Origin of the sequence: Streptomyces sp. NBC_00873, assembly GCF_045207415.1 — a bacterium.
In the GTDB taxonomy this organism is placed as follows: Bacteria; Actinomycetota; Actinomycetes; order Streptomycetales; family Streptomycetaceae; genus Streptomyces.
On sequence record NZ_CP108803.1, the window covers coordinates 7,213,296 to 7,230,484 of the forward strand.

A 17,189-nucleotide genomic window follows, 5' to 3' on the forward strand; every position below is an offset into this window, starting at 1 on the left:
GCTCGGTGCGGACGAACGCGGTCTTCGACCACCACGGCCGCCGGATCTGCCCCCTGCCGAAGGAGATCCCGGGGCTCGACGTCTGAGCCGTACCGCTCCAGGGCCTTGCTTTCGGGAAAGGCCTTGGAGCGGACGTTGACCTCAAGCCGGGTCGAGGTCGTACGTTCCTTCCATGAGCATGGAAGCCACCGCGTGGACGCAGCTCCACAACGTCATGAACGCGCAGCAGGACCGACGCCCCTTCGACCGAGCCACCTTGCGGCGCATCGCCGCGTTCGCCCGACCGCACCGGCGGCGGGTCGCCCTGTTCCTGCTGCTGAGTGTCGCCACGGCACTGCTCGCGGTCGCCACCCCCGTCCTCGCCGGCCGCGTCGTGAACGCGATCGTGACCGGCAAGGAGGAGGGGACCGTCACGCGGCTGGCCGTGCTCATCGCCGTGATCGCCGTCGCGGAGGCGGGACTCGGGCTGGTCAGCCGCTGGCTCTCGGCCACCCTCGGCGAGGGACTGATCCTCGACCTGCGCACCGCCGTCTTCGACCACGTCCAGCGCATGCCGATCGCGTTCTTCACCCGCACCCGCACCGGCGCGCTCGTCAGCCGCCTCAACAACGACGTCATCGGCGCCCAGCGCGCCTTCAGCAACACCCTGTCCGGCGTCGTCAGCAATGTCGTCACGCTGCTGCTCACCCTCGGCGTCATGCTCAGCATCTCCTGGCAGATCACCGCACTCGCGCTGGTGCTGCTGCCCGTGTTCGTGCTGCCCGCACGCCGGATGGGTACGCGGATGGCGAGGCTCCAGCGCGAAGCCGCCGCCCACAACGCGGCGATGGGCACCCGGATGACCGAGCGCTTCTCCGCACCCGGCGCCACACTCATCAAGCTCTTCGGGCGGCCCGCCGACGAGTCCACCGAATTCGCCGCCAGGGCGGGCAGAGTGCGCGACATCGGTGTCCGCACGGCCATGGCCCAGTCCGCGTTCATCACGGCTCTCACCCTCGTATCGGCGCTGGCACTTGCCCTGGTCTACGGGCTCGGCGGGTTCTACGCGCTGCGCGGGCAGCTGGACGCGGGCGCCGTCGTCGCCCTGGCCCTGCTGCTGACCCGGCTGTACGCGCCGCTCACCGCACTCGCCGGGGCACGCGTCGAGGTGATGAGCGCGCTCGTCAGCTTCGAGCGGGTCTTCGAGGTCCTCGACCTCAAGCCCCTGATCGAGGAGAAGCCCGATGCGCGGACGGTCCCGGACGGTCCGGTCTCCGTGGAGTTCGACGCCGTGCGCTTCGGCTACCCGTCCGCCGACAAGGTCTCCCTCGCCTCGCTGGAAGACGTCGCCACCCTGGACACCCGCGGCGGCGCCGAGGTGCTGCGCGGGGTCTCGTTCCGCGCCGAACCGGGCCAGACGGTGGCCCTCGTCGGATCGTCCGGCGCGGGCAAGTCGACCATCGCGCAGCTGCTGCCCCGGCTGTACGACACGGACGAGGGCGCCGTACGCATCGGCGGCATCGACGTACGCGACCTGTCGGCCGACACCCTCCGTGACACACTCGGCATGGTCACCCAGGACGGCCACCTCTTCCACGAGTCGGTCCGCGCAAACCTTCTCCTCGCCCGCCCCGAAGCCACCGAGGAGGACCTCTGGGACGCCCTGCGCCGCTCACGGCTGGACGGACTGGTCGCCTCGCTGCCCGACGGACTCGACACCGTAGTCGGCGAACGCGGCTACCGGCTCTCCGGCGGCGAACGCCAACGGCTGACCATCGCCCGGCTGCTGCTGGCCCGCCAGCGCGTCGTCATCCTCGACGAGGCCACCGCGCACCTGGACAACACCTCCGAAGCGGCCGTCCAGGAAGCCCTCGTGGAGGCGCTCGAAGGACGCACCGCGGTGGTGATCGCCCACCGGCTCTCCACCGTACGGGCGGCGGACCTCATCCTCGTCGTGGAGGACGGCCGGATCGTGGAACGCGGCACCCACCAGGAGCTGCTGGCGGCCGGCGGCCGGTACGAGGAGCTGTACCGCACCCAGTTCGAGCGCCCCGGCGCCGAGCCCGCCGGTCTGGGCTGACCACCGCTGAGTCAGCCGGTCATCCAGTCCATCCCACGGGCCTGCTCCACCGCGAACGCCCCCGCCGGATAGGGGAGTTCGGCCGCCAGTACCGCTGCCCGGTCGAACTCCTCGCGCGCCTCCCGCTCGCGGCCAAGCGCCGCGAGCGCCGCCGCATGCACCGTACGCGCCTCGGTCAACGACAGCCGTTCGCCGACCTCCTCGGCGCGTACGGTCTCCGCCGCCGCCAGCCGCACCGCCTGCTCAGGCTGTCCCGACAGCAGCTCCGCCCAGGACAGCAGCGCGGCCGAGCCGGGGCCGCTCCCGCCGGTCAGCAGAGCGAGGGCCTCCTGTGGGCGGCCCTCGCTTGCCGACCAGCGCCGGGTGGTCGTACTGCACACCCGAGTCGACGTGGGCGATGACGATGCCCTCGCCCCGGTCGTCGTACTCGGACCAGACCTGGTCCGCCTTGATGTCCTTGACACCCCATTCGGCGGCGGCGGGGTCCGCGTCGGCCGCGGCGTCCGTCACCGGGTTCTGCTCGATCCTGTCGAGGTGGTACGTGCGCTCTTTGCGGCTGCTCTTCACATCGGAGCGCTCGGCCAGCGCCGTGACGAGCTTTACTGAACCGTGTGACGAGGGGGTCTGGCGGATCAGGGCCGGACAGGCTGCGGCCCCGGCCGTGATCCGCCGGACGCCCCCCAACCCCGGGTGAATTGCCGGGCCGCACGTGACGGGCGTCTCTGGCGCCAAAAAACTAACGCCGCTAGTTTGGGGTGCGGACGACATCGACCGTACCCCTGCCCGGAGGTAATGCCATGAAGGCCCACGACGGTATGTACATCGGCGGGGAGTGGCGCCCCGCAGCGGGCGCGGACACGATCGCGGTCGTGAACCCGGCGGACGAGCAGGTCATCGCCCATGTCCCGGCCGGCACGGCCGAGGACGTCGACGCTGCGGTACGGGCCGCCCGCGCCGCGTTCCCCGGCTGGGCCGCCACCCCGCCGGCCGAGCGTGCCGCACGGATCGCCGCCCTGCGCGACGTCCTGGTGGCCCGTCAGGACGAGATCGCGGCCACGGTCACCGCGGAACTGGGCGCGCCCCTCCAGCTGTCGCAGATGGTGCACGCGGGCGTGCCGATCCTGGTCGCCGGGTCCTACGCCGAACTGGCCGCCTCGTACGCCTTCGAGGAGAAGCACGGCAATTCCACCGTGCTGCTGGAGCCCGTCGGCGTCGTCGGGGCGATCACTCCGTGGAACTACCCGCTGCACCAGATCGTCGCCAAGGTGGCTCCCGCACTCGCCGCAGGCTGCACGATCGTCCTCAAGCCCGCCGAGGACACCCCGCTGACCGCGCAGCTCTTCGCCGAGGCCACCGAAGAGGCCGGCCTGCCCGCCGGTGTCTTCAACCTGGTCACCGGTCTCGGCCCGGTCGCCGGACAGGCCCTCGCCGCGCACGAGGACGTCGACCTGGTCTCCTTCACCGGTTCCACCGCCGTGGGCAAGCAGATCGGCGCCACCGCCGGCGGCGCGGTCAAGCGGGTCGCGCTGGAGCTCGGCGGAAAGTCCGCCAATGTCATCCTGCCCTCCGCCGATCTCGCCAAGGCCGTCAACGTCGGTGTCGCCAACGTGATGTCCAACTCCGGCCAGACGTGCAGCGCCTGGACCCGGATGCTCGTCGACGGCGAGCGGTACGAGGAGGCCGTCGCCCTCGCCGCCGCGGCCGTCGCCAAGTACGTGCCGGGGGAGCGGGTCGGTCCCGTCGTCAACGCGAAGCAGCAGGCCCGGGTGCGCGGTTACATCGAGAAGGGCATCGAGGAGGGCGCCCGCGTCGTCGCCGGCGGCCCGGAGGCGCCGCTCGCGACGGGGTACTACGTCAGCCCCACCGTGTTCGCCGATGTCACCCCGGAGATGACCATCGCCCAGGAGGAGATCTTCGGCCCGGTCATCTCGATCCTGAAGTACGAGGACGAGGACGACGCCCTCCGGATCGCCAACGGCACCGTGTACGGGCTCGCGGGCGCCGTCTGGGCCGCCGACGACGCGGAGGCCGTCGCCTTCGCCCGCCGGATGGACACCGGGCAGGTCGACATCAACGGCGGCCGGTTCAACCCGCTCGCGCCGTTCGGCGGCTACAAGCAGTCCGGCGTCGGCCGTGAGCTCGGTTCGCACGGCCTCGGCGAGTACCTCCAGACCAAGTCCCTCCAGTTCTGAACAACCCGCCGATGCACCCCCGATCAGCAAGGAGCCGGTCTGTGGTCCGCGCCGCCGTACTGTCCGCCGTCGGAGCCCCCCTGGAGGTCACCGACATCGAACTCCCGGAGCCCGGCCCCGGGCAGGTGAGGATCCGTCTCGCCGCGGCCGGGGTCTGCCACTCCGATCTGTCCCTGTCCAACGGCACCATGCGGGTGCCCGTCCCCGCCGTCCTCGGCCATGAGGGAGCGGGCACCGTTCTCTCCGTCGGCGAGGGCGTCACGCATGTCGCGCCCGGCGACGGCGTCGTGCTCAACTGGGCGCCGTCCTGCGGCAGCTGCCACCACTGCGGAATCGGCGAGGTCTGGCTCTGCGCCAACGCCCTGACGGGTGCGGGCAACATCCACGCCCGTACCGCCGACGGCACCGAACTCCACCCCGGCCTGAACGTCGCGGCGTTCGCCCAGGAGACGGTCGTCGCCGCGAACTGTGTGCTTCCCGCCCCGGAGGGCATCCCGCTGACCGACGCCGCCCTGCTCGGCTGCGCGGTCCTCACCGGATACGGCGCCGTCCACCACTCCGCCCGGGTCCGGGCCGGCGAGACGGTCGTCGTGTTCGGCATCGGCGGCGTCGGTCTCGCCGTGCTCCAGTCTGCCCGGATCGCCGGAGCCTCGAAGATCATCGCCGTGGATGTCTCCCCGGAGAAGGAAAAGCTCGCCCGCGCGGCGGGCGCCACCGACTACGTCATCGCCTCCGACACCACTCCGCGCGAGATCCGTAAGCTCACCGACGGACAGGGCGCGGACGTCGCCGTCGAGTGCGTCGGCCGGCCCGCCACCATCCGCGGCGCCTGGGACTCCACCCGCCGCGGCGGCCGCACCACGGTCGTCGGTATCGGCGGCAAGGACCAGCAGGTGACCTTCAACGCCCTGGAGATCTTCCATTGGGGGCGTTCCCTGACGGGCTGCGTGTACGGGAACAGCGACCCGGCCCGCGACCTGCCGGTCCTCGCCGAGCACATCCGGGCGGGCAGGTTCGACCTCTCCACGATGGTCACCGAACGGATCGCGCTGGACGGCATCCCGGCGGCCTTCGACACCATGATCGCGGGCAAGGGCGGTCGCGCGCTCGTGGTGTTCTGATGGCCTTCCCCACGATGGGGAGCCCACTTCCTGTCGTGGGACAGCCCTCAGGCCGGCTCCTCCGGCGTGGGCTCGGCCTTCGACCGGCTCGTCGTGAGGAGGCGGGCTTTCATCTCGCCTTCCTCGAAGAGCCGGGAGGCCGGGCCCACGATCAGCGGGTCCGGCTCACCGACCAGGTCCGCGTTCTTGTCCTGGTAGTCGAAGCGGTCCAGCACATGCCGGATCGCCTCCAGCCGGGCCCGCTTCTTGTCGTTGCTCTTCACCACGGTCCAGGGCGCGTCCGCCGTGTCCGTGTGGAACAGCATCAGTTCCTTGGCCTCCGTGTACGCGTCCCACTTGTCGAGCGAGGCGAGGTCGACCGGGCTCAGCTTCCACTGCCGCACCGGATCGATCTGGCGGATCATGAAGCGGTTGCGCTGCTCATTGCGGGAGACGGAGAACCAGAACTTCACCAGGTGGATGCCGTCCCGGGCGAGCATCCGCTCGAAGCCCGGTGCCTGGTGCATGAATTCGAGGTACTCGCGGGTCGTGCAGAACCCCATGACCCGCTCCACACCCGCCCGGTTGTACCAGGACCGGTCGAAGAGCACGATCTCCCCGGCGCTCGGCAGATGCGCCGTGTACCGCTGGAAGTACCACTGGGTGCGCTCCCGCTCAGTGGGCTTCTCCAGGGCGACGACACGCGCACCACGGGGGTTGAGATGCTCGGTGAAGCGCTTGATCGTGCCGCCCTTGCCCGCCGCGTCCCGTCCCTCGAAGAGGATGACGAGCCTTTCGTCGCGCTCCTTGACCCAGTGCTGCAGCTTGAGCAGTTCGATCTGCAGGGCGCGCTTGGTCTTCTCGTACGCCTTGCGGCCGAGCTTTCTGCCGTACGGGAGTCCTCGCGCCAGGCGTCGCGGGCCCGGCCCTCCGGGGGCACCAGGACCGGGTCGTCGTCCCCGCTGTCGATCACGTCGAAGCCGTCGAGCTCGGCGCCGCCGTGGCGGGCCGCCCGGGCGAGGGCGGCCTGCTTCTCGTCAGCTGTGCCCGACTGCTTCGTCCGCTTCTTCCCGGGGCCGGCCGGTTTCCTGGCGCTCCGCGTCATCTCGGCGTCCCTCCACCGGCTGTGCCGGACTGTTTTGCGTCCGTCCAGTCTGCGGACGCATGCGGGAGACCGCCACCCCGGCAAGACAGAGCAGGCCGCCGCCGACGGTGAGCAGCGCGGGCACCTCGTCCAGCAGCAGCCATGACATCAGCACCACCAGTGCGGGCACCGCATAGGTGGTGGCGCCCATCTTTCCGGCGGTGGTGCGCGCGAGGGCGTAGGCCCAGGTGGTGAAGGCGAGGGCGGTCGGGAAGATGCCCAGGTAGACCATGTTCAGGGTCGCGGAGAGCGGTGCGTCGGCCGCCTCGGAGACCAGCACACCGGAGAACGGCAGACAGGCGACCGTACCGATCAGGCAGCTGTATGTGGTGACCTGCAGGGCCGAGCCGTGCCGCAGCGCGGGCTTCTGGGTGACCACCCCAGCCGCGTACGCCACCGCCGCGACCAGGCAGAGCGCCACCCCGAGCACCGACGAACCACCGTGCCCCGACATGGAGAGACCGACCACGACGGCACCGGCGAACGACACGGCCATGCCCATTACCAGCATGCGCGGCAGCCCCTCGCCGAGCAGCCGGGCACCGAGCAGCGCGATCAGGATCGGGCCGATGTTCACGACCATGGCGGCCGTGCCCGCGTCGACCTGCTGCTCGCCCCAGTTGAGAACCACCATGTAGAGCCCGAACCAGAGCAGCCCGGACGCGAGGATGCCCGGCCAGGCACCCCTGGACGGCAGCCCCTCGCGGCGTACGAGAAGGATCGAGCCGAGCATCAGCGAGCCCGCGAGCAGCCGGCCGAGGGCGAGCGCCCCGGGGGAGTACGCGTCGCCCGCGCTGCGGATGGAGACAAAGGCGGAGGCCCACAGGACCACGCTCGTGCACGCCGCGGCAATCGCTCGCCAGTCACGGCTTGCGGGCAGGGTGGCCGTCGCCGAGGAGGCCGGTATGGGTGTCGTCATGGGTGCGACTGTAAGCGGGGAACGGTTCGGTCCTCACCGAATTGTTTCCGGCTCGATCCCGAGGAGCTCGTGCAGCGCCCGCTCCCCGTCCGCAGTCGCCTTCACGGCCCGCCCGGAGCCGATCCGTACGCACCACCCGGTGTCCAGGGCGTGCCTGCACAGCGCGGCGCCCGCGGTCCCCGCCAGGTGCTGCCGGCGCTCCGTCCAGTCCAGGCAGCCGCGTACGAGCGGACGCCGGGTCCCGGTGTCCAGCCCGATGCCCAGCTCCCCGAACCAGCCCAGGCCCGCGTCGGTGAGTGCGAAGCCGGTGTCCTGCCGCAGCAGTCCCCGTGCGGTCATCGCGTCCGCGATGGCGATGCCGATCCGGCCCGCGAGATGGTCGTAGCAGGTGCGTCCGCGGGCCAGTGCGCTGCTGGTGCTCGCCGCCCGCAGGGTTCGCGGCCGTTCCTCGTCGCCGGGCGCGGCCTGGGCTGCGAGGTCCTCGACGAGGTGGGCGGTCCGTTCGTCGGCGAGCCGCAGATAGCGGTGGCGGCCCTGCCGCTCCTCGGTCAGGAGCCCGCCCGCGATGAGCTTCCCCAGGTGTTCGCTGGCGGTCGACGGCGCGACCGACGCGTACCGCGCCAGTTCACCCGCGGTCCAGGCACGCCCGTCGAGCAGGGCCAGACAGAACGAGGCGCGCGTCTCGTCGGCGAGGAGCGCGGCGAAGGCGGCGAGGCGGGGCGCGGCCGGGTCGTGGGGTGCCATGGGTGCCATGGACCCAGCATGCGTCAGGAACGCTTCGGCGCGGGCCGAACCGTGGCCGCGGGCGCCCGCTGCCCGTACTGCAGGGCGAGACCGTCGAGGATCGCCCGCAGTCCGGTCTCGAACGCGCCCTCGTCGACCTTCTGGCGGCGGTCGGCCAGCAGATGGGCCTGGCCGAGGTGCGGGTAGTCGGCGGGGTCGTACGCCGTCTCGTCGTCCACGAAGCCGCGTGCGAACGAGCCCAGTGCCGAGCCCGTGACGAAGTACCGCATCAGTGCGCCGATGTACGTGGCCTGGGCGGGCGGCCAGCCCGCTCGGACCATGCCGCCGAAGGCCGCGTCGGCGACCCGCAGTCCGGCCGGACGGCGGCCGGGGCCCTGGGCCAGCACCGGGACGATGTGCGGGTGCGCGGCGAGCGCCGCACGATAGGAGACCGCCCAGTCGTGCAGGGCTGCGCGCCAGTCGCGGCGGTCGTCCTCGTCGAACATCGACAGGTCGACCTGCGCGGAGACGGAGTCCGCGACCGCGTTCAGGATCTCGTCCTTGTTTCGGAAGTGGTTGTAGAGCGAGGGCCCGCTGACCCCGAGTTCGGCCGCGAGCCGACGGGTGGAGACGGCTTCGAGTCCCTCGGAGTCCACCAGGGCGCTCGCCGCCTCGACGATGCGGTCTCTGCTGAGGAGGGGCTTGCGCGGTCGGGCCATGCCGCACATGGTAGAGCCTGCGAACGGAAAACTAGCAGTGCTAATTAAAAGTGGGAGTTTAAAAGTGGGAGTACCGAAGGATGGCCCTGGAGGGCGTCCGCGTCCCCGCCACCGTGCTCCTGGGGCCCGAGGGCAGGGCTTCTCGATCGCCATGTCCGCCCTGGCCCTGAGCCGTCCCGCTCGGTCGGTCTGAGTACGGGACTGAGTACGGGGGCGGATGTGGCGGGCGCCGCAGCGGCCGATGCTGTCCCCCATGAGTGAGACGACATCGGTCAAGCAGCAGAGCACCGCGGCCTTCTACGGTCAGGCCGTCGCATCTTTCGGGGTGGCGATGGGCGCGGTGACCCTCGGCATCTACTTCCTCGACGCGAACGCCTGGGTGCGGGGCTTCCTCGCCGTCGGCGTCCTGTACCTCGTCACGTCCTGCTTCACCCTCGCCAAGGTCATCCGTGACCGGCAGGAGGCGGGGCAGATCATCAGCCGGGTCGACCAGGCCCGGCTGGAGAAGATCCTCGCGGAGCACGACCCCTTCCAGAAGCTCTGACGATCTTGGGCCGGCCGGCAATTGGCGGGCGGCGTCACAGGGCTGGGGCACGCACCTCGCGGCGTTGTCGTCCATCACCATGTTCCCCGAGCTCTCGGCTTCGCTCGAGCAGGGGAGGCCCCATTCGCCATGGCTCAATCCTCCGCCTTGCGATGCACGCACCCCAGCCCCGCTCCTTCATTCCACCCCCTCAATTGCCGGTCGGCCTTGTCCGCCGGACCCCTAAGCGCTTGCTCAGGTTCGGGGTATGGTGTTCGTCCTGCTGAAGGGAAGGGGTCGGTGACGATGAGCGCGGCGGAGGAGACCGGCGGCGAGAGCTCGCCGTGGGGCGAGGTGACGCCCGAGGCGGCCAGGCGGCTCCTCGTCGCGGCCGTCGACGCCTTCGCCGAGCGCGGGTACCACGCGACCACCACCCGTGACATCGCGGGCCGCGCCGGGATGAGTCCCGCCGCGCTCTACATCCACTACAAGACGAAGGAAGAGCTGCTCCACCGGATCAGCAGGATCGGTCACGACCGCGCCCTGCTGCTCCTGGAGACGGCCGCCGACAGTGACGGCACGGCGTCCGAGCGGCTCGCGGACGCCGTACGGTCCTTCGTCCGCTGGCATGCCGAGCAGCACACCACCGCCCGCGTGGTCCAGTACGAACTCGACGCCCTGGCGGGGGAACACCGCACCGAGATCGTCGCCCTGCGCAGGAAGAGCGATGCGGTGATCCGCCGGATCATCAGCGAGGGTGTGCAGGCGGGGGAGTTCGATGTCCCCGACATCCCGGGGACCACGCTCGCCGTGCTCTCGCTCTGCATCGACGTGGCGCGCTGGTTCAGCGCGCAGGGGAGCCGTACGCCGGACGAGGTCGGCGATCTCTACGCCGACCTCGTCCTGCGCATGGTCGCGGCCCAGCGCTCACGGCCTGCCCCACGATAGGGAGTGGGCTCCCGACGCGTCGGATGCGGTGCATCGCGAGGCGGAGGGGCGTCCTCGCGCGGGGCGCATTCGGGTGTTCCGGCAGCGCGGCGAGGTGCCGCAGCTGTCCTCGTGTGCCAGCTGGGGGTGCCGCCCCAGGGCATCTCAGAAGTAGTAGCGCGACACCGACTCGGCGACACAGACCGGCTTGTCGCCGCCCTCGCGCTCGACCGTGACGAGGGCGGTGACCTGGACGCCTCCGCCCGCCTCCTCGACGTCCTTGAGGACGGCCGTCGCGCGCAGCCGGGAGCCCACCGGCACGGTGGACGGGAAACGGACCTTGTTGGTCCCGTAGTTGATGCCCATCTTCATGCCCTCGACCCGCATGACCTGCGGGACCAGCGCCGGGAGCAGTGAGAGCGTCAGATAGCCGTGCGCGATCGTCGTGCCGAACGGACCGGCCGCGGCCCGCACCGGGTCGACATGGATCCACTGGTGGTCCCCGGTCGCCTCGGCGAACAGGTCGACCCTCTTCTGGTCGATCTCCAGCCACTCGCTGTGACCCAGCTGCTCGCCCACCCCGTCGCGCAGCTCCTGCGCGGACGTGAAGATCCTCGGCTCTGCCATGTCCCTGGTCCTGCCTTCCCGCTCTCGGCCGTCCGTCGTCATCCATCGCCTGTCTAAGCGCTTGCTCAGCATGGTTGGGCGGGTGCGTTCCTGTCAACGACGGACCGGCGCGGAGGCGGGCACGTAGGGTTGGAGGGGTGCCCCAGATCCCACAGACACTCCATGAACTCACGGTCGGCCAGCTCTCCGCGCGCAGCGGCGCCGCCGTTTCGGCCCTGCACTTCTATGAGGCGAAGGGCCTGATCAGCAGCCGCCGCACCAGCGGCAACCAGCGGCGCTACAGCAGGGACGCACTGCGCAGGGTCGCCTTCGTCCGTGCGGCGCAGCGGGTCGGCATACCGCTGGCCACGATCCGGGACGCGCTGGCCGAACTTCCTGAGGAGCGCACCCCGAACCGCGACGACTGGGCGCGGCTGTCCGAGGCGTGGCGCTCCGAACTGGACGAACGGATCAAGCAGCTGGGACGGCTGCGCGACCATCTGACCGACTGCATCGGCTGCGGCTGCCTGTCGCTGGAGACGTGTGTGCTCTCCAACCCGAACGACATCTCCGGCGACACGATCAGCGGTTCGCGCCTGATGCCGGAGCGCCGCTCGGCGGCCTGTCCGTAGGAAGCGTCCGCAGGGCCGGGGGCGCGTCGCCGTTCCGTCGCCCCCGAGCCCCTCATGCCGCCGAAGCCAGGTCCCTCGGCCGGATCCGCCGTGCTCTCGCCAGTGCCCCCGGTGTCAGTACGGGCCGCGGGACCACGATTCCGCAGCCCGTGCAGACCGGGCCCGACCACGGCTCGCAGTCGAGGTCCTGACGCCAGGCGATTTTGGTCTCCGCGCACACCGGGCACGCCGCGCCGGGCTGCGACTCGAGGGCCGAGACCAGTCGGCCCAGCACCTCGGGGAGCGGCGCGGACGGGTGGACCGCCGGATCCTCGCAGCGCGCCACCCCGTTCCCGCCCCAGATGCGCCGTTGCCAGTCGTCGAACGCGCCCGGCCGGCGCAGCCCCTCGCGCTTCTCCCGCTTGCGGCGCTCGGCGAACCCGGCCTCGTACCGGAGCCAGACGGCCCGCGCCGCCTCCAGTTCCTCCAGTGCGTGCACCAGCCGCACGGGGTCGGGGGACCGGTCCTCCGGCTCCATCGTGTGCCGGGTGCACAAGTGGTCCCAGGTCGCCCGGTGGCCGTAGGGGGCGAACCTCTCCAGGCATTTGCGCAGCGAGTACCGCCGCAGCGCCAGGTCGCCCCGCGGATCGCGGACCTGTCTCGCAAGACTCCGGAAACCGGCCATCGCACTGCCACCTCCGTCGCTCGTACTTAGGCGTCAAGGTATGGACGTACGAGTGCCCGTTTCGGCTCCATCGGCTGAGACGCCGCACGTCGGATGGTGCTCGGACGCGACGTTGACGCGGCGTCATGTGGTGATTCCGGAAAAGTGACTGTTGTTCACTTTGTCGGCGGGTCGTATCGCCAGTAACCTCCGGTGCGTCGGTGTCTCGGAGGAGCACGCATCCCCCCACGCATCGTCAGGTTCAGAGCCGCCACCGCTGCGGCGGTTCTCGCACTCGGCACCACCCTGCTCGCGGCCTCGCCGCAGTCCGGCGCCGCGGCGGCGGAACCCCAGCAGCGCAAGGAGACCGGTAGGGCACACATTCCAGCCCGTCCGGCGTTCGAGGACGGAACCGGTTCGCCGGGCGGGCCCGAACTCCCGGGCCCGCCCGGCTCACCTCACCGGTACTGCAGGTACTTCTTCCGCACCGCCCGGAACGCGGCGAGATCCGCCTCCCACGCCCCGACCACCTCATCCGTGTCCGCTCCCGCATCGATCATCGTGCGGACCCGCGTATTTCCGGTGAGCTTGTCGATCCAGTTGTCCGGGCGCCAGGCGAACCCGCTCCACGTCCGCTTCGCCGTCACCAGCAGCGCGATCCCCGTGCGCACCGGATCGAACGCCTCCCGGTCCTGGACATGCAGCTGCACCCCGCCGACCGTCTTCCCCTGGAACTTGGAGAACGTCGGGGCGAAGTACGCCTCGCGGAAAGCGACTCCGGGCAGGTCGAGGGCGTTCGCGGCCGCTGCCCACCGGTGGTCGATCCCCTCGGCGCCGAGGAGTTCGAACGGCCGGGTCGTCCCCCGCCCCTCGGAGAGGTTCGTACCCTCGAACAGGCAGGTGCCCGAGTACACCAGCGCCGTGTCGGGCGTCGGCATGTTGGGGCTCGGCGGTACCCACGGCAGACCGGTTCCGTCGAAGAAGTCCGCGCGCCGCCATCCCGACATCGTCACGATGTCCAGCTCGACCGGCCGCGCGGCCAGGAACTCCGCGTTGAAGAGCAGTGCCAGCTCGGTGACCGTCATGCCGTGGGCCTGCGCGATCTCCCGGCGCCCCACGAAGGTCGAGAACGCCGGGTCGAGGACAGGCCCCAGCGCGGCCCGCCCGGTCACCGGGTTCGGCCGGTCCAGGACGACGAACCGCTTGCCGGCGAGCGCCGCCGCCTCCATGCAGTCGTAGAGCGTCCAGATGTACGTGTAGAAGCGGGCGCCCGCGTCCTGGATGTCGAAGACGACGGTGTCCACGCCGGACGCGGTGAAGACATCGGCGAGCGGCTGTCCGCTCTTGAGATAGGTGTCGTAGACGGGGAGTCCGGTCGCCGGGTCGTCGTACCGCCCCTCCGAGCCGCCCGCCTGTGCCGTGCCGCGGAAGCCGTGCTCGGGCCCGAAGACCGCGACCAGGTTCACGCGCTTGTCCGGGTGCATCACATCGACGATGTGGCGCACGTCGGACGTGATCCCGGTCGGGTTGGTGACGATTCCGGCCTTCTGCCCCTTCAGCAGCGCGTAGCCGTCCGCCGCCAGCCGGTCGAAGCCGGTACGGACCCGATTGCGCCCGGAGCCCTGCCCCGTGCCGGGGAGGGGGCCCGCGGCCGCGCTCCCGGTTCCGGCAGCCGTCGCCGCGAGGGCTCCCACTGCACCACCGGCGGCAAGCAAACCACGTCTGGACAGGCTCATTCGGCTACCTCCATGATCGCTCCGACTGTCATGGTCACGCACGCTAGCGCGCACATAGGGCCGGATGGAACGAGGCGGACGAGAGCGGTGTGACAGGAGTGGCGACAAGCTCCCGGCAAGACCCTTCCCCGAGGACATACCGACTGGTTAGTCTGCTGGAGAAGTCGGCTGAGAGAGGCGGGACCCGATGAGTACGGTGCAGGGCGCGGGCGTAGTGGTGACGGGGGCCGGGGGCGGCATCGGCGGCGCTCTGGCCCGCAGGTTCGCCGCGGAAGGCGCCAGGGTTGTCGTCAACGACCTCGACGAGAGCCGCATCAAGACGCTCGCCGAGGAGATCGGCGGCGCCGCCGTCGCCGGAGACGCCTCGCAGATCGTGGACGCCGCCCGGGACGCACTGGACGGCACCGTCGACATCTACTGCGCCAACGCCGGTCTCGCCTCGCCCGGTGACGTCTTCGCCGACGAGGAGGTCTGGGCCGCGGCCTGGGACGTCAATGTGATGTCCCATGTCCGCGCGGCCAGGGCGCTGCTCCCGGACTGGCTGGAGCGCGGCAGCGGCCGGTTCGTCACCACCGCGTCCGCCGCCGGACTGCTGACGATGATCGGCGCCGCGCCGTACAGTGTCACCAAGCACGGCGCCGTCGCCTTCGCCGAATGGCTCTCGCTGACCTACCGCCACCGGGGCATCAAGGTCCACGCGATCTGCCCGCAGGGCGTACGTACGGACATGCTTACCGCCGCCGGTTCGGCCGGCGAGCTGGTCCTCGCCCCCAGCGCCATCGAGCCGGAGGATGTCGCCGACGCCCTCTTCGACGCCATGGCCGAGGACCGCTTCCTCGTCCTGCCGCATCCCGAGGTCGCCGGGTACTACCGGGCCCGAACCAAGGACACCGACCACTGGCTCAGCAAGATGAACCACCTTCAGCAGAAGTGGGAGGAGACCGGCGCATGACCGGGTCCGACACCGACGCACCCACCGGGTCCGTCTACGCGCGAAGCCCTGGATCTCTCTGCTGAGCGAGGCCCGGCGTGCCCCGGTGAGCCCCGCCGCCCCGACGAACCGGGTGCGTACTGCGAGGAGCGGCTCGCCGCGTACAAGTACCCGCGCGAGGTCCAGATCCTGACCGAACTTCCCAAGACGGCAAGTGGGAAGATCCTCAGGCGGGAACTGCGTTCCCAGCAGTGGAACGTGTACGACTTCACTACGGAAAGGCAGGTGGCGGCCATGGCCAGAACGGCGGACGGGAACGACGCCCCCGTCCCTCAGCGGCTGCTGGCCGCCGCCACCCGGCTCTTCGCCGAGCAGGGCTACGACCGGACGTCGGTCCAGGAGATCGTCGAGGCGGCGGGCGTCACGAAGGGCGCGCTCTACCACTACTTCGGCTCCAAGGAGGATCTCCTCCAGGAGGTCTACTCCCGGGTGCTGCGGCTCCAGCAGGAACGCCTCGACGCGTTCGCGGACGCGGAGGCGCCGGTCGAGCAGCGGCTGCGGGACGCGGCGGCGGACGTGGTCGTCACGACGATCGAGAACCTCGACGACGCGGCGATCTTCTTCCGCTCGATGCACCATCTGAGCCCGGAGAAGAACAAGCAGGTACGGATGGAGCGGCGCCGCTACCACGAGCGGTTCCGGGCGCTGGTGGAGGAGGGGCAGCGGAGCGGGGTGTTCTCCACGGCGACGCCGGCGGATCTGGTGGTGGACTACCACTTCGGATCGGTGCACCACCTGTCGACGTGGTACCGCCCGGACGGTCCGCTGAGCCGGCAGGAGGTCGCGGACCACTTGGCGGATCTGCTGCTGCGCGCGCTGCGCCCCTGACGTCGGACCAGAGGCGGGGGAGCGGCATCCGTCCGGCCGGCTCCGGGTTCCCGAGTGCGGTCCGAGGCTCCGCGGTCACCGCCCGCGGGCGCTCGTTCGCGGTGCCGATGCGGCCGGACGGGCGGATTCTCAGCCCGTCCGGCTTCGGAGGACATGGCGCGGCTGCAGCCCGTGCCGCCCCGCTACACGTACCGCTTGATCTCGCGCCTCGCCAGCGACCGCTGATGCACCTCGTCCGGGCCGTCCGCCAGCCGCAGCGTCCGCGCCCCCGCCCACAGTTCCGCCAGCGGGAAGTCCTGGCTCACGCCGCCCGCGCCGTGCAGCTGCACCGCCCGGTCGAGGATGTCGACCACCGCACGCGGGGTGGCGATCTTGATGGCCTGGATCTCCGTGTGCGCCCCCCGGTTGCCCACCGTGTCCATCAGCCATGCCGTCTTCAGCACCAGCAGCCGCAGCTGCTCCACCGTGACCCGCGCGTCCGCGATCCAGTTCTGCACGACGCCCTGCTGCGCGAGCGGCTTGCCGAAGGCCGTACGGGACACCGCCCGCTCGCACATCAGCTCGATGGCCCGCTCGGCCATCCCGATCAGCCGCATGCAGTGGTGGATCCGGCCGGGACCCAGGCGCGCCTGCGCGATGCCGAAGCCGCCGCCCTCTTCGCCGATCAGGTTCGTCGCGGGCACCCGCACATCGGTGAACACGACCTCCGCGTGACCGCCGTGGTAATGGTCCTCGTACCCGTACACCTGCATGGCGCGCCGCACTTCGAGACCGGGCGTGTCGCGCGGGACGAGGATCATCGACTGCTGGCGGCGGATGTCGGCGCCGTCAGGGCCATCGGCAGTCGCTGTCTTGCCCATCACGATGAAGATCTGGCAGTCCGGGTTCATCGCCCCGGAGATGTACCACTTGCGGCCGTTGATGACGTAGTCTCCCCCACCCTCGGCTTCGCTCGAGCGGGAGGTGCCCCCTTCGTCCCGCGTGATCCGGGTCTCGATATTGGTCGCGTCCGACGAGGCCACCTCGGGCTCCGTCATGGCGAACGCCGACCGGATCTCCCCGGCGAGCAGCGGCTCCAGCCACTGCTTCTTCTGCTCGTCCGTGGCGAACTGGAAGAGCACCTCCATGTTGCCCGTGTCCGGCGCCGCGCAGTTGAGCGCGGTCGGCGCCAACTGCGGGGAACGGCCGGTGATTTCGGCGAGCGGTGCGTACTGGAGGTTGGTCAGCCCGGCACCGTACTCCGCGTCGGGCAGGAAGAGGTTCCACAGGCCCTGCCTGCGCGCCTCGGCCTTGAGGTCCTCGACGATCTGCGGGGTGTCCCACGGGGAGGCGAGCAGTGCCCGCTGCTCGTGCGCGATCGTCTCGGCCGGGTACACGTGCTCGTCCATGAAGGTGAGCAGCTTGGTGCGCAGCTCTTCCGTACGGGCGTCGAATGCGAAGTCCATGG

Annotated in this window: 17 protein-coding genes and 1 pseudogene; 8 read left to right on the top strand and 10 right to left on the bottom strand. The window is 70.8% G+C overall.

Annotated elements, in window-relative coordinates; translation table 11 throughout:
* Positions 1-172: 172 nt before the first annotated feature.
* Positions 173-2,059 (top strand): ABC transporter ATP-binding protein, encoded by a 1,887-nt coding sequence (locus OH809_RS33265; RefSeq protein ID WP_406417995.1) that lies wholly within the window; start codon positions 173-175, stop codon positions 2,057-2,059.
* Positions 2,060-2,070: 11 nt separating this feature from the next.
* On the opposite strand, the gene OH809_RS33270 is transcribed toward OH809_RS33265, so the two are convergent.
* Both OH809_RS33270 and OH809_RS33275 read right to left on the bottom strand, forming a co-directional pair.
* Positions 2,071-2,295 (bottom strand): hypothetical protein, encoded by a 225-nt coding sequence (locus tag OH809_RS33270; protein WP_406417993.1) that lies wholly within the window; start codon positions 2,293-2,295, stop codon positions 2,071-2,073.
* Positions 2,296-2,302: 7 nt separating this feature from the next.
* Positions 2,303-2,626, bottom strand: a complete 324-nt coding sequence (locus OH809_RS33275) for a hypothetical protein (protein ID WP_406515995.1) — start codon at positions 2,624-2,626, stop codon at positions 2,303-2,305.
* Positions 2,627-2,856: 230 nt separating this feature from the next.
* On the opposite strand from OH809_RS33275, the gene OH809_RS33280 reads away from it, so the two are divergent.
* Together OH809_RS33280 and OH809_RS33285 are read left to right on the top strand one after the other, a co-directional pair.
* The gene (locus tag OH809_RS33280; RefSeq protein ID WP_406417989.1) at positions 2,857-4,251 is read left to right on the top strand and encodes an aldehyde dehydrogenase family protein; all 1,395 of its coding nucleotides are present in this window, start codon (positions 2,857-2,859) and stop codon (positions 4,249-4,251) included.
* A gap of 41 nt (positions 4,252-4,292) precedes the next feature.
* Positions 4,293-5,372: a Zn-dependent alcohol dehydrogenase gene (locus tag OH809_RS33285; protein WP_406417987.1), complete on the top strand. Its 1,080-nt coding sequence runs from the start codon at positions 4,293-4,295 to the stop codon at positions 5,370-5,372.
* Positions 5,373-5,419: 47 nt separating this feature from the next.
* Here OH809_RS33285 and ppk2 read toward each other — a convergent pair.
* The 4 genes and pseudogenes from ppk2 to OH809_RS33305 form a co-directional block, all read right to left on the bottom strand.
* Positions 5,420-6,456 (bottom strand): annotated as a pseudogene (gene ppk2 / locus OH809_RS33290) (polyphosphate kinase 2).
* A complete protein-coding gene (locus tag OH809_RS33295) occupies positions 6,389-7,414 on the bottom strand; it encodes a DMT family transporter (RefSeq protein WP_406417985.1) in 1,026 nt (341 codons plus the stop codon). The pseudogene ppk2 and the gene OH809_RS33295 overlap by 68 nt, the downstream one beginning before the upstream one ends.
* A gap of 33 nt (positions 7,415-7,447) precedes the next feature.
* A complete protein-coding gene (locus tag OH809_RS33300) occupies positions 7,448-8,167 on the bottom strand; it encodes an ArsR/SmtB family transcription factor (protein WP_406417983.1) in 720 nt (239 codons plus the stop codon).
* A 14-nt stretch (positions 8,168-8,181) separates the two neighbouring features.
* Positions 8,182-8,856 (bottom strand): TetR/AcrR family transcriptional regulator, encoded by a 675-nt coding sequence (locus tag OH809_RS33305; protein WP_406417980.1) that lies wholly within the window; start codon positions 8,854-8,856, stop codon positions 8,182-8,184.
* A 253-nt stretch (positions 8,857-9,109) separates the two neighbouring features.
* Here OH809_RS33305 and OH809_RS33310 point away from each other — a divergent pair, with 253 nt between their 5' ends.
* Both OH809_RS33310 and OH809_RS33315 read left to right on the top strand, forming a co-directional pair.
* Positions 9,110-9,400, top strand: coding sequence for a YiaA/YiaB family inner membrane protein (locus tag OH809_RS33310; protein WP_345513546.1), 291 nt, complete (start codon positions 9,110-9,112; stop codon positions 9,398-9,400).
* Positions 9,401-9,685: 285 nt separating this feature from the next.
* Positions 9,686-10,327 (top strand): TetR/AcrR family transcriptional regulator, encoded by a 642-nt coding sequence (locus tag OH809_RS33315; RefSeq protein WP_406417978.1) that lies wholly within the window; start codon positions 9,686-9,688, stop codon positions 10,325-10,327.
* A 144-nt stretch (positions 10,328-10,471) separates the two neighbouring features.
* Here the strand turns inward: OH809_RS33315 and OH809_RS33320 are convergent, their stop codons facing one another.
* Entirely contained in the window at positions 10,472-10,933 is a 462-nt protein-coding gene (locus OH809_RS33320) for a MaoC family dehydratase (protein ID WP_406417976.1), read from the bottom strand.
* A 137-nt stretch (positions 10,934-11,070) separates the two neighbouring features.
* Here OH809_RS33320 and soxR point away from each other — a divergent pair, with 137 nt between their 5' ends.
* Positions 11,071-11,544 carry a redox-sensitive transcriptional activator SoxR gene (soxR, locus tag OH809_RS33325; RefSeq protein ID WP_406417974.1) on the top strand — a complete coding sequence of 158 codons (474 nt, stop codon included), beginning with the start codon at positions 11,071-11,073 and terminating at the stop codon, positions 11,542-11,544.
* A 52-nt stretch (positions 11,545-11,596) separates the two neighbouring features.
* Here the strand turns inward: soxR and OH809_RS33330 are convergent, their stop codons facing one another.
* Positions 11,597-12,208 carry a hypothetical protein gene (locus tag OH809_RS33330; RefSeq protein WP_406417972.1) on the bottom strand — a complete coding sequence of 204 codons (612 nt, stop codon included), beginning with the start codon at positions 12,206-12,208 and terminating at the stop codon, positions 11,597-11,599.
* Positions 12,209-12,645: 437 nt separating this feature from the next.
* Complete coding sequence (locus tag OH809_RS33335; RefSeq protein ID WP_406417970.1) at positions 12,646-13,923, bottom strand: exo-beta-N-acetylmuramidase NamZ domain-containing protein; 1,278 nt, start codon at positions 13,921-13,923, stop codon at positions 12,646-12,648.
* A 187-nt stretch (positions 13,924-14,110) separates the two neighbouring features.
* Here OH809_RS33335 and OH809_RS33340 point away from each other — a divergent pair, with 187 nt between their 5' ends.
* Both OH809_RS33340 and OH809_RS33345 read left to right on the top strand, forming a co-directional pair.
* Positions 14,111-14,875, top strand: coding sequence for an SDR family oxidoreductase (locus tag OH809_RS33340; protein ID WP_406417968.1), 765 nt, complete (start codon positions 14,111-14,113; stop codon positions 14,873-14,875).
* Between the two features lie 273 nt (positions 14,876-15,148).
* Positions 15,149-15,742 (top strand): TetR/AcrR family transcriptional regulator, encoded by a 594-nt coding sequence (locus OH809_RS33345; RefSeq protein WP_406417966.1) that lies wholly within the window; start codon positions 15,149-15,151, stop codon positions 15,740-15,742.
* A gap of 182 nt (positions 15,743-15,924) precedes the next feature.
* On the opposite strand, the gene OH809_RS33350 is transcribed toward OH809_RS33345, so the two are convergent.
* Positions 15,925-17,187, bottom strand: coding sequence for an acyl-CoA dehydrogenase family protein (locus OH809_RS33350; protein ID WP_406417964.1), 1,263 nt, complete (start codon positions 17,185-17,187; stop codon positions 15,925-15,927).
* Between the last annotated feature and the right edge of the window lie 2 nt (positions 17,188-17,189).

Bases quoted from the DNA above. Each gene is read 5' to 3' on its own strand.
- OH809_RS33330 (WP_406417972.1), bottom strand. From the start codon at position 12,208: ATGGCCGGTTTCCGGAGTCTTGCGAGACAGGTCCGCGATCCGCGGGGC.
- OH809_RS33310 (WP_345513546.1), top strand. From the start codon at position 9,110: ATGAGTGAGACGACATCGGTCAAGCAGCAGAGCACCGCGGCCTTCTAC.
- OH809_RS33315 (WP_406417978.1), top strand. From the start codon at position 9,686: ATGAGCGCGGCGGAGGAGACCGGCGGCGAGAGCTCGCCGTGGGGCGAG.
- OH809_RS33335 (WP_406417970.1), bottom strand. From the start codon at position 13,923: ATGAGCCTGTCCAGACGTGGTTTGCTTGCCGCCGGTGGTGCAGTGGGA.
- OH809_RS33340 (WP_406417968.1), top strand. From the start codon at position 14,111: ATGAGTACGGTGCAGGGCGCGGGCGTAGTGGTGACGGGGGCCGGGGGC.
- OH809_RS33305 (WP_406417980.1), bottom strand. From the start codon at position 8,856: ATGGCCCGACCGCGCAAGCCCCTCCTCAGCAGAGACCGCATCGTCGAG.
- OH809_RS33280 (WP_406417989.1), top strand. From the start codon at position 2,857: ATGAAGGCCCACGACGGTATGTACATCGGCGGGGAGTGGCGCCCCGCA.
- OH809_RS33295 (WP_406417985.1), bottom strand. From the start codon at position 7,414: ATGACGACACCCATACCGGCCTCCTCGGCGACGGCCACCCTGCCCGCA.
- OH809_RS33320 (WP_406417976.1), bottom strand. From the start codon at position 10,933: ATGGCAGAGCCGAGGATCTTCACGTCCGCGCAGGAGCTGCGCGACGGG.
- OH809_RS33265 (WP_406417995.1), top strand. From the start codon at position 173: ATGAGCATGGAAGCCACCGCGTGGACGCAGCTCCACAACGTCATGAAC.
- OH809_RS33345 (WP_406417966.1), top strand. From the start codon at position 15,149: ATGGCCAGAACGGCGGACGGGAACGACGCCCCCGTCCCTCAGCGGCTG.
- OH809_RS33350 (WP_406417964.1), bottom strand. From the start codon at position 17,187: ATGGACTTCGCATTCGACGCCCGTACGGAAGAGCTGCGCACCAAGCTG.
- OH809_RS33300 (WP_406417983.1), bottom strand. From the start codon at position 8,167: ATGGCACCCATGGCACCCCACGACCCGGCCGCGCCCCGCCTCGCCGCC.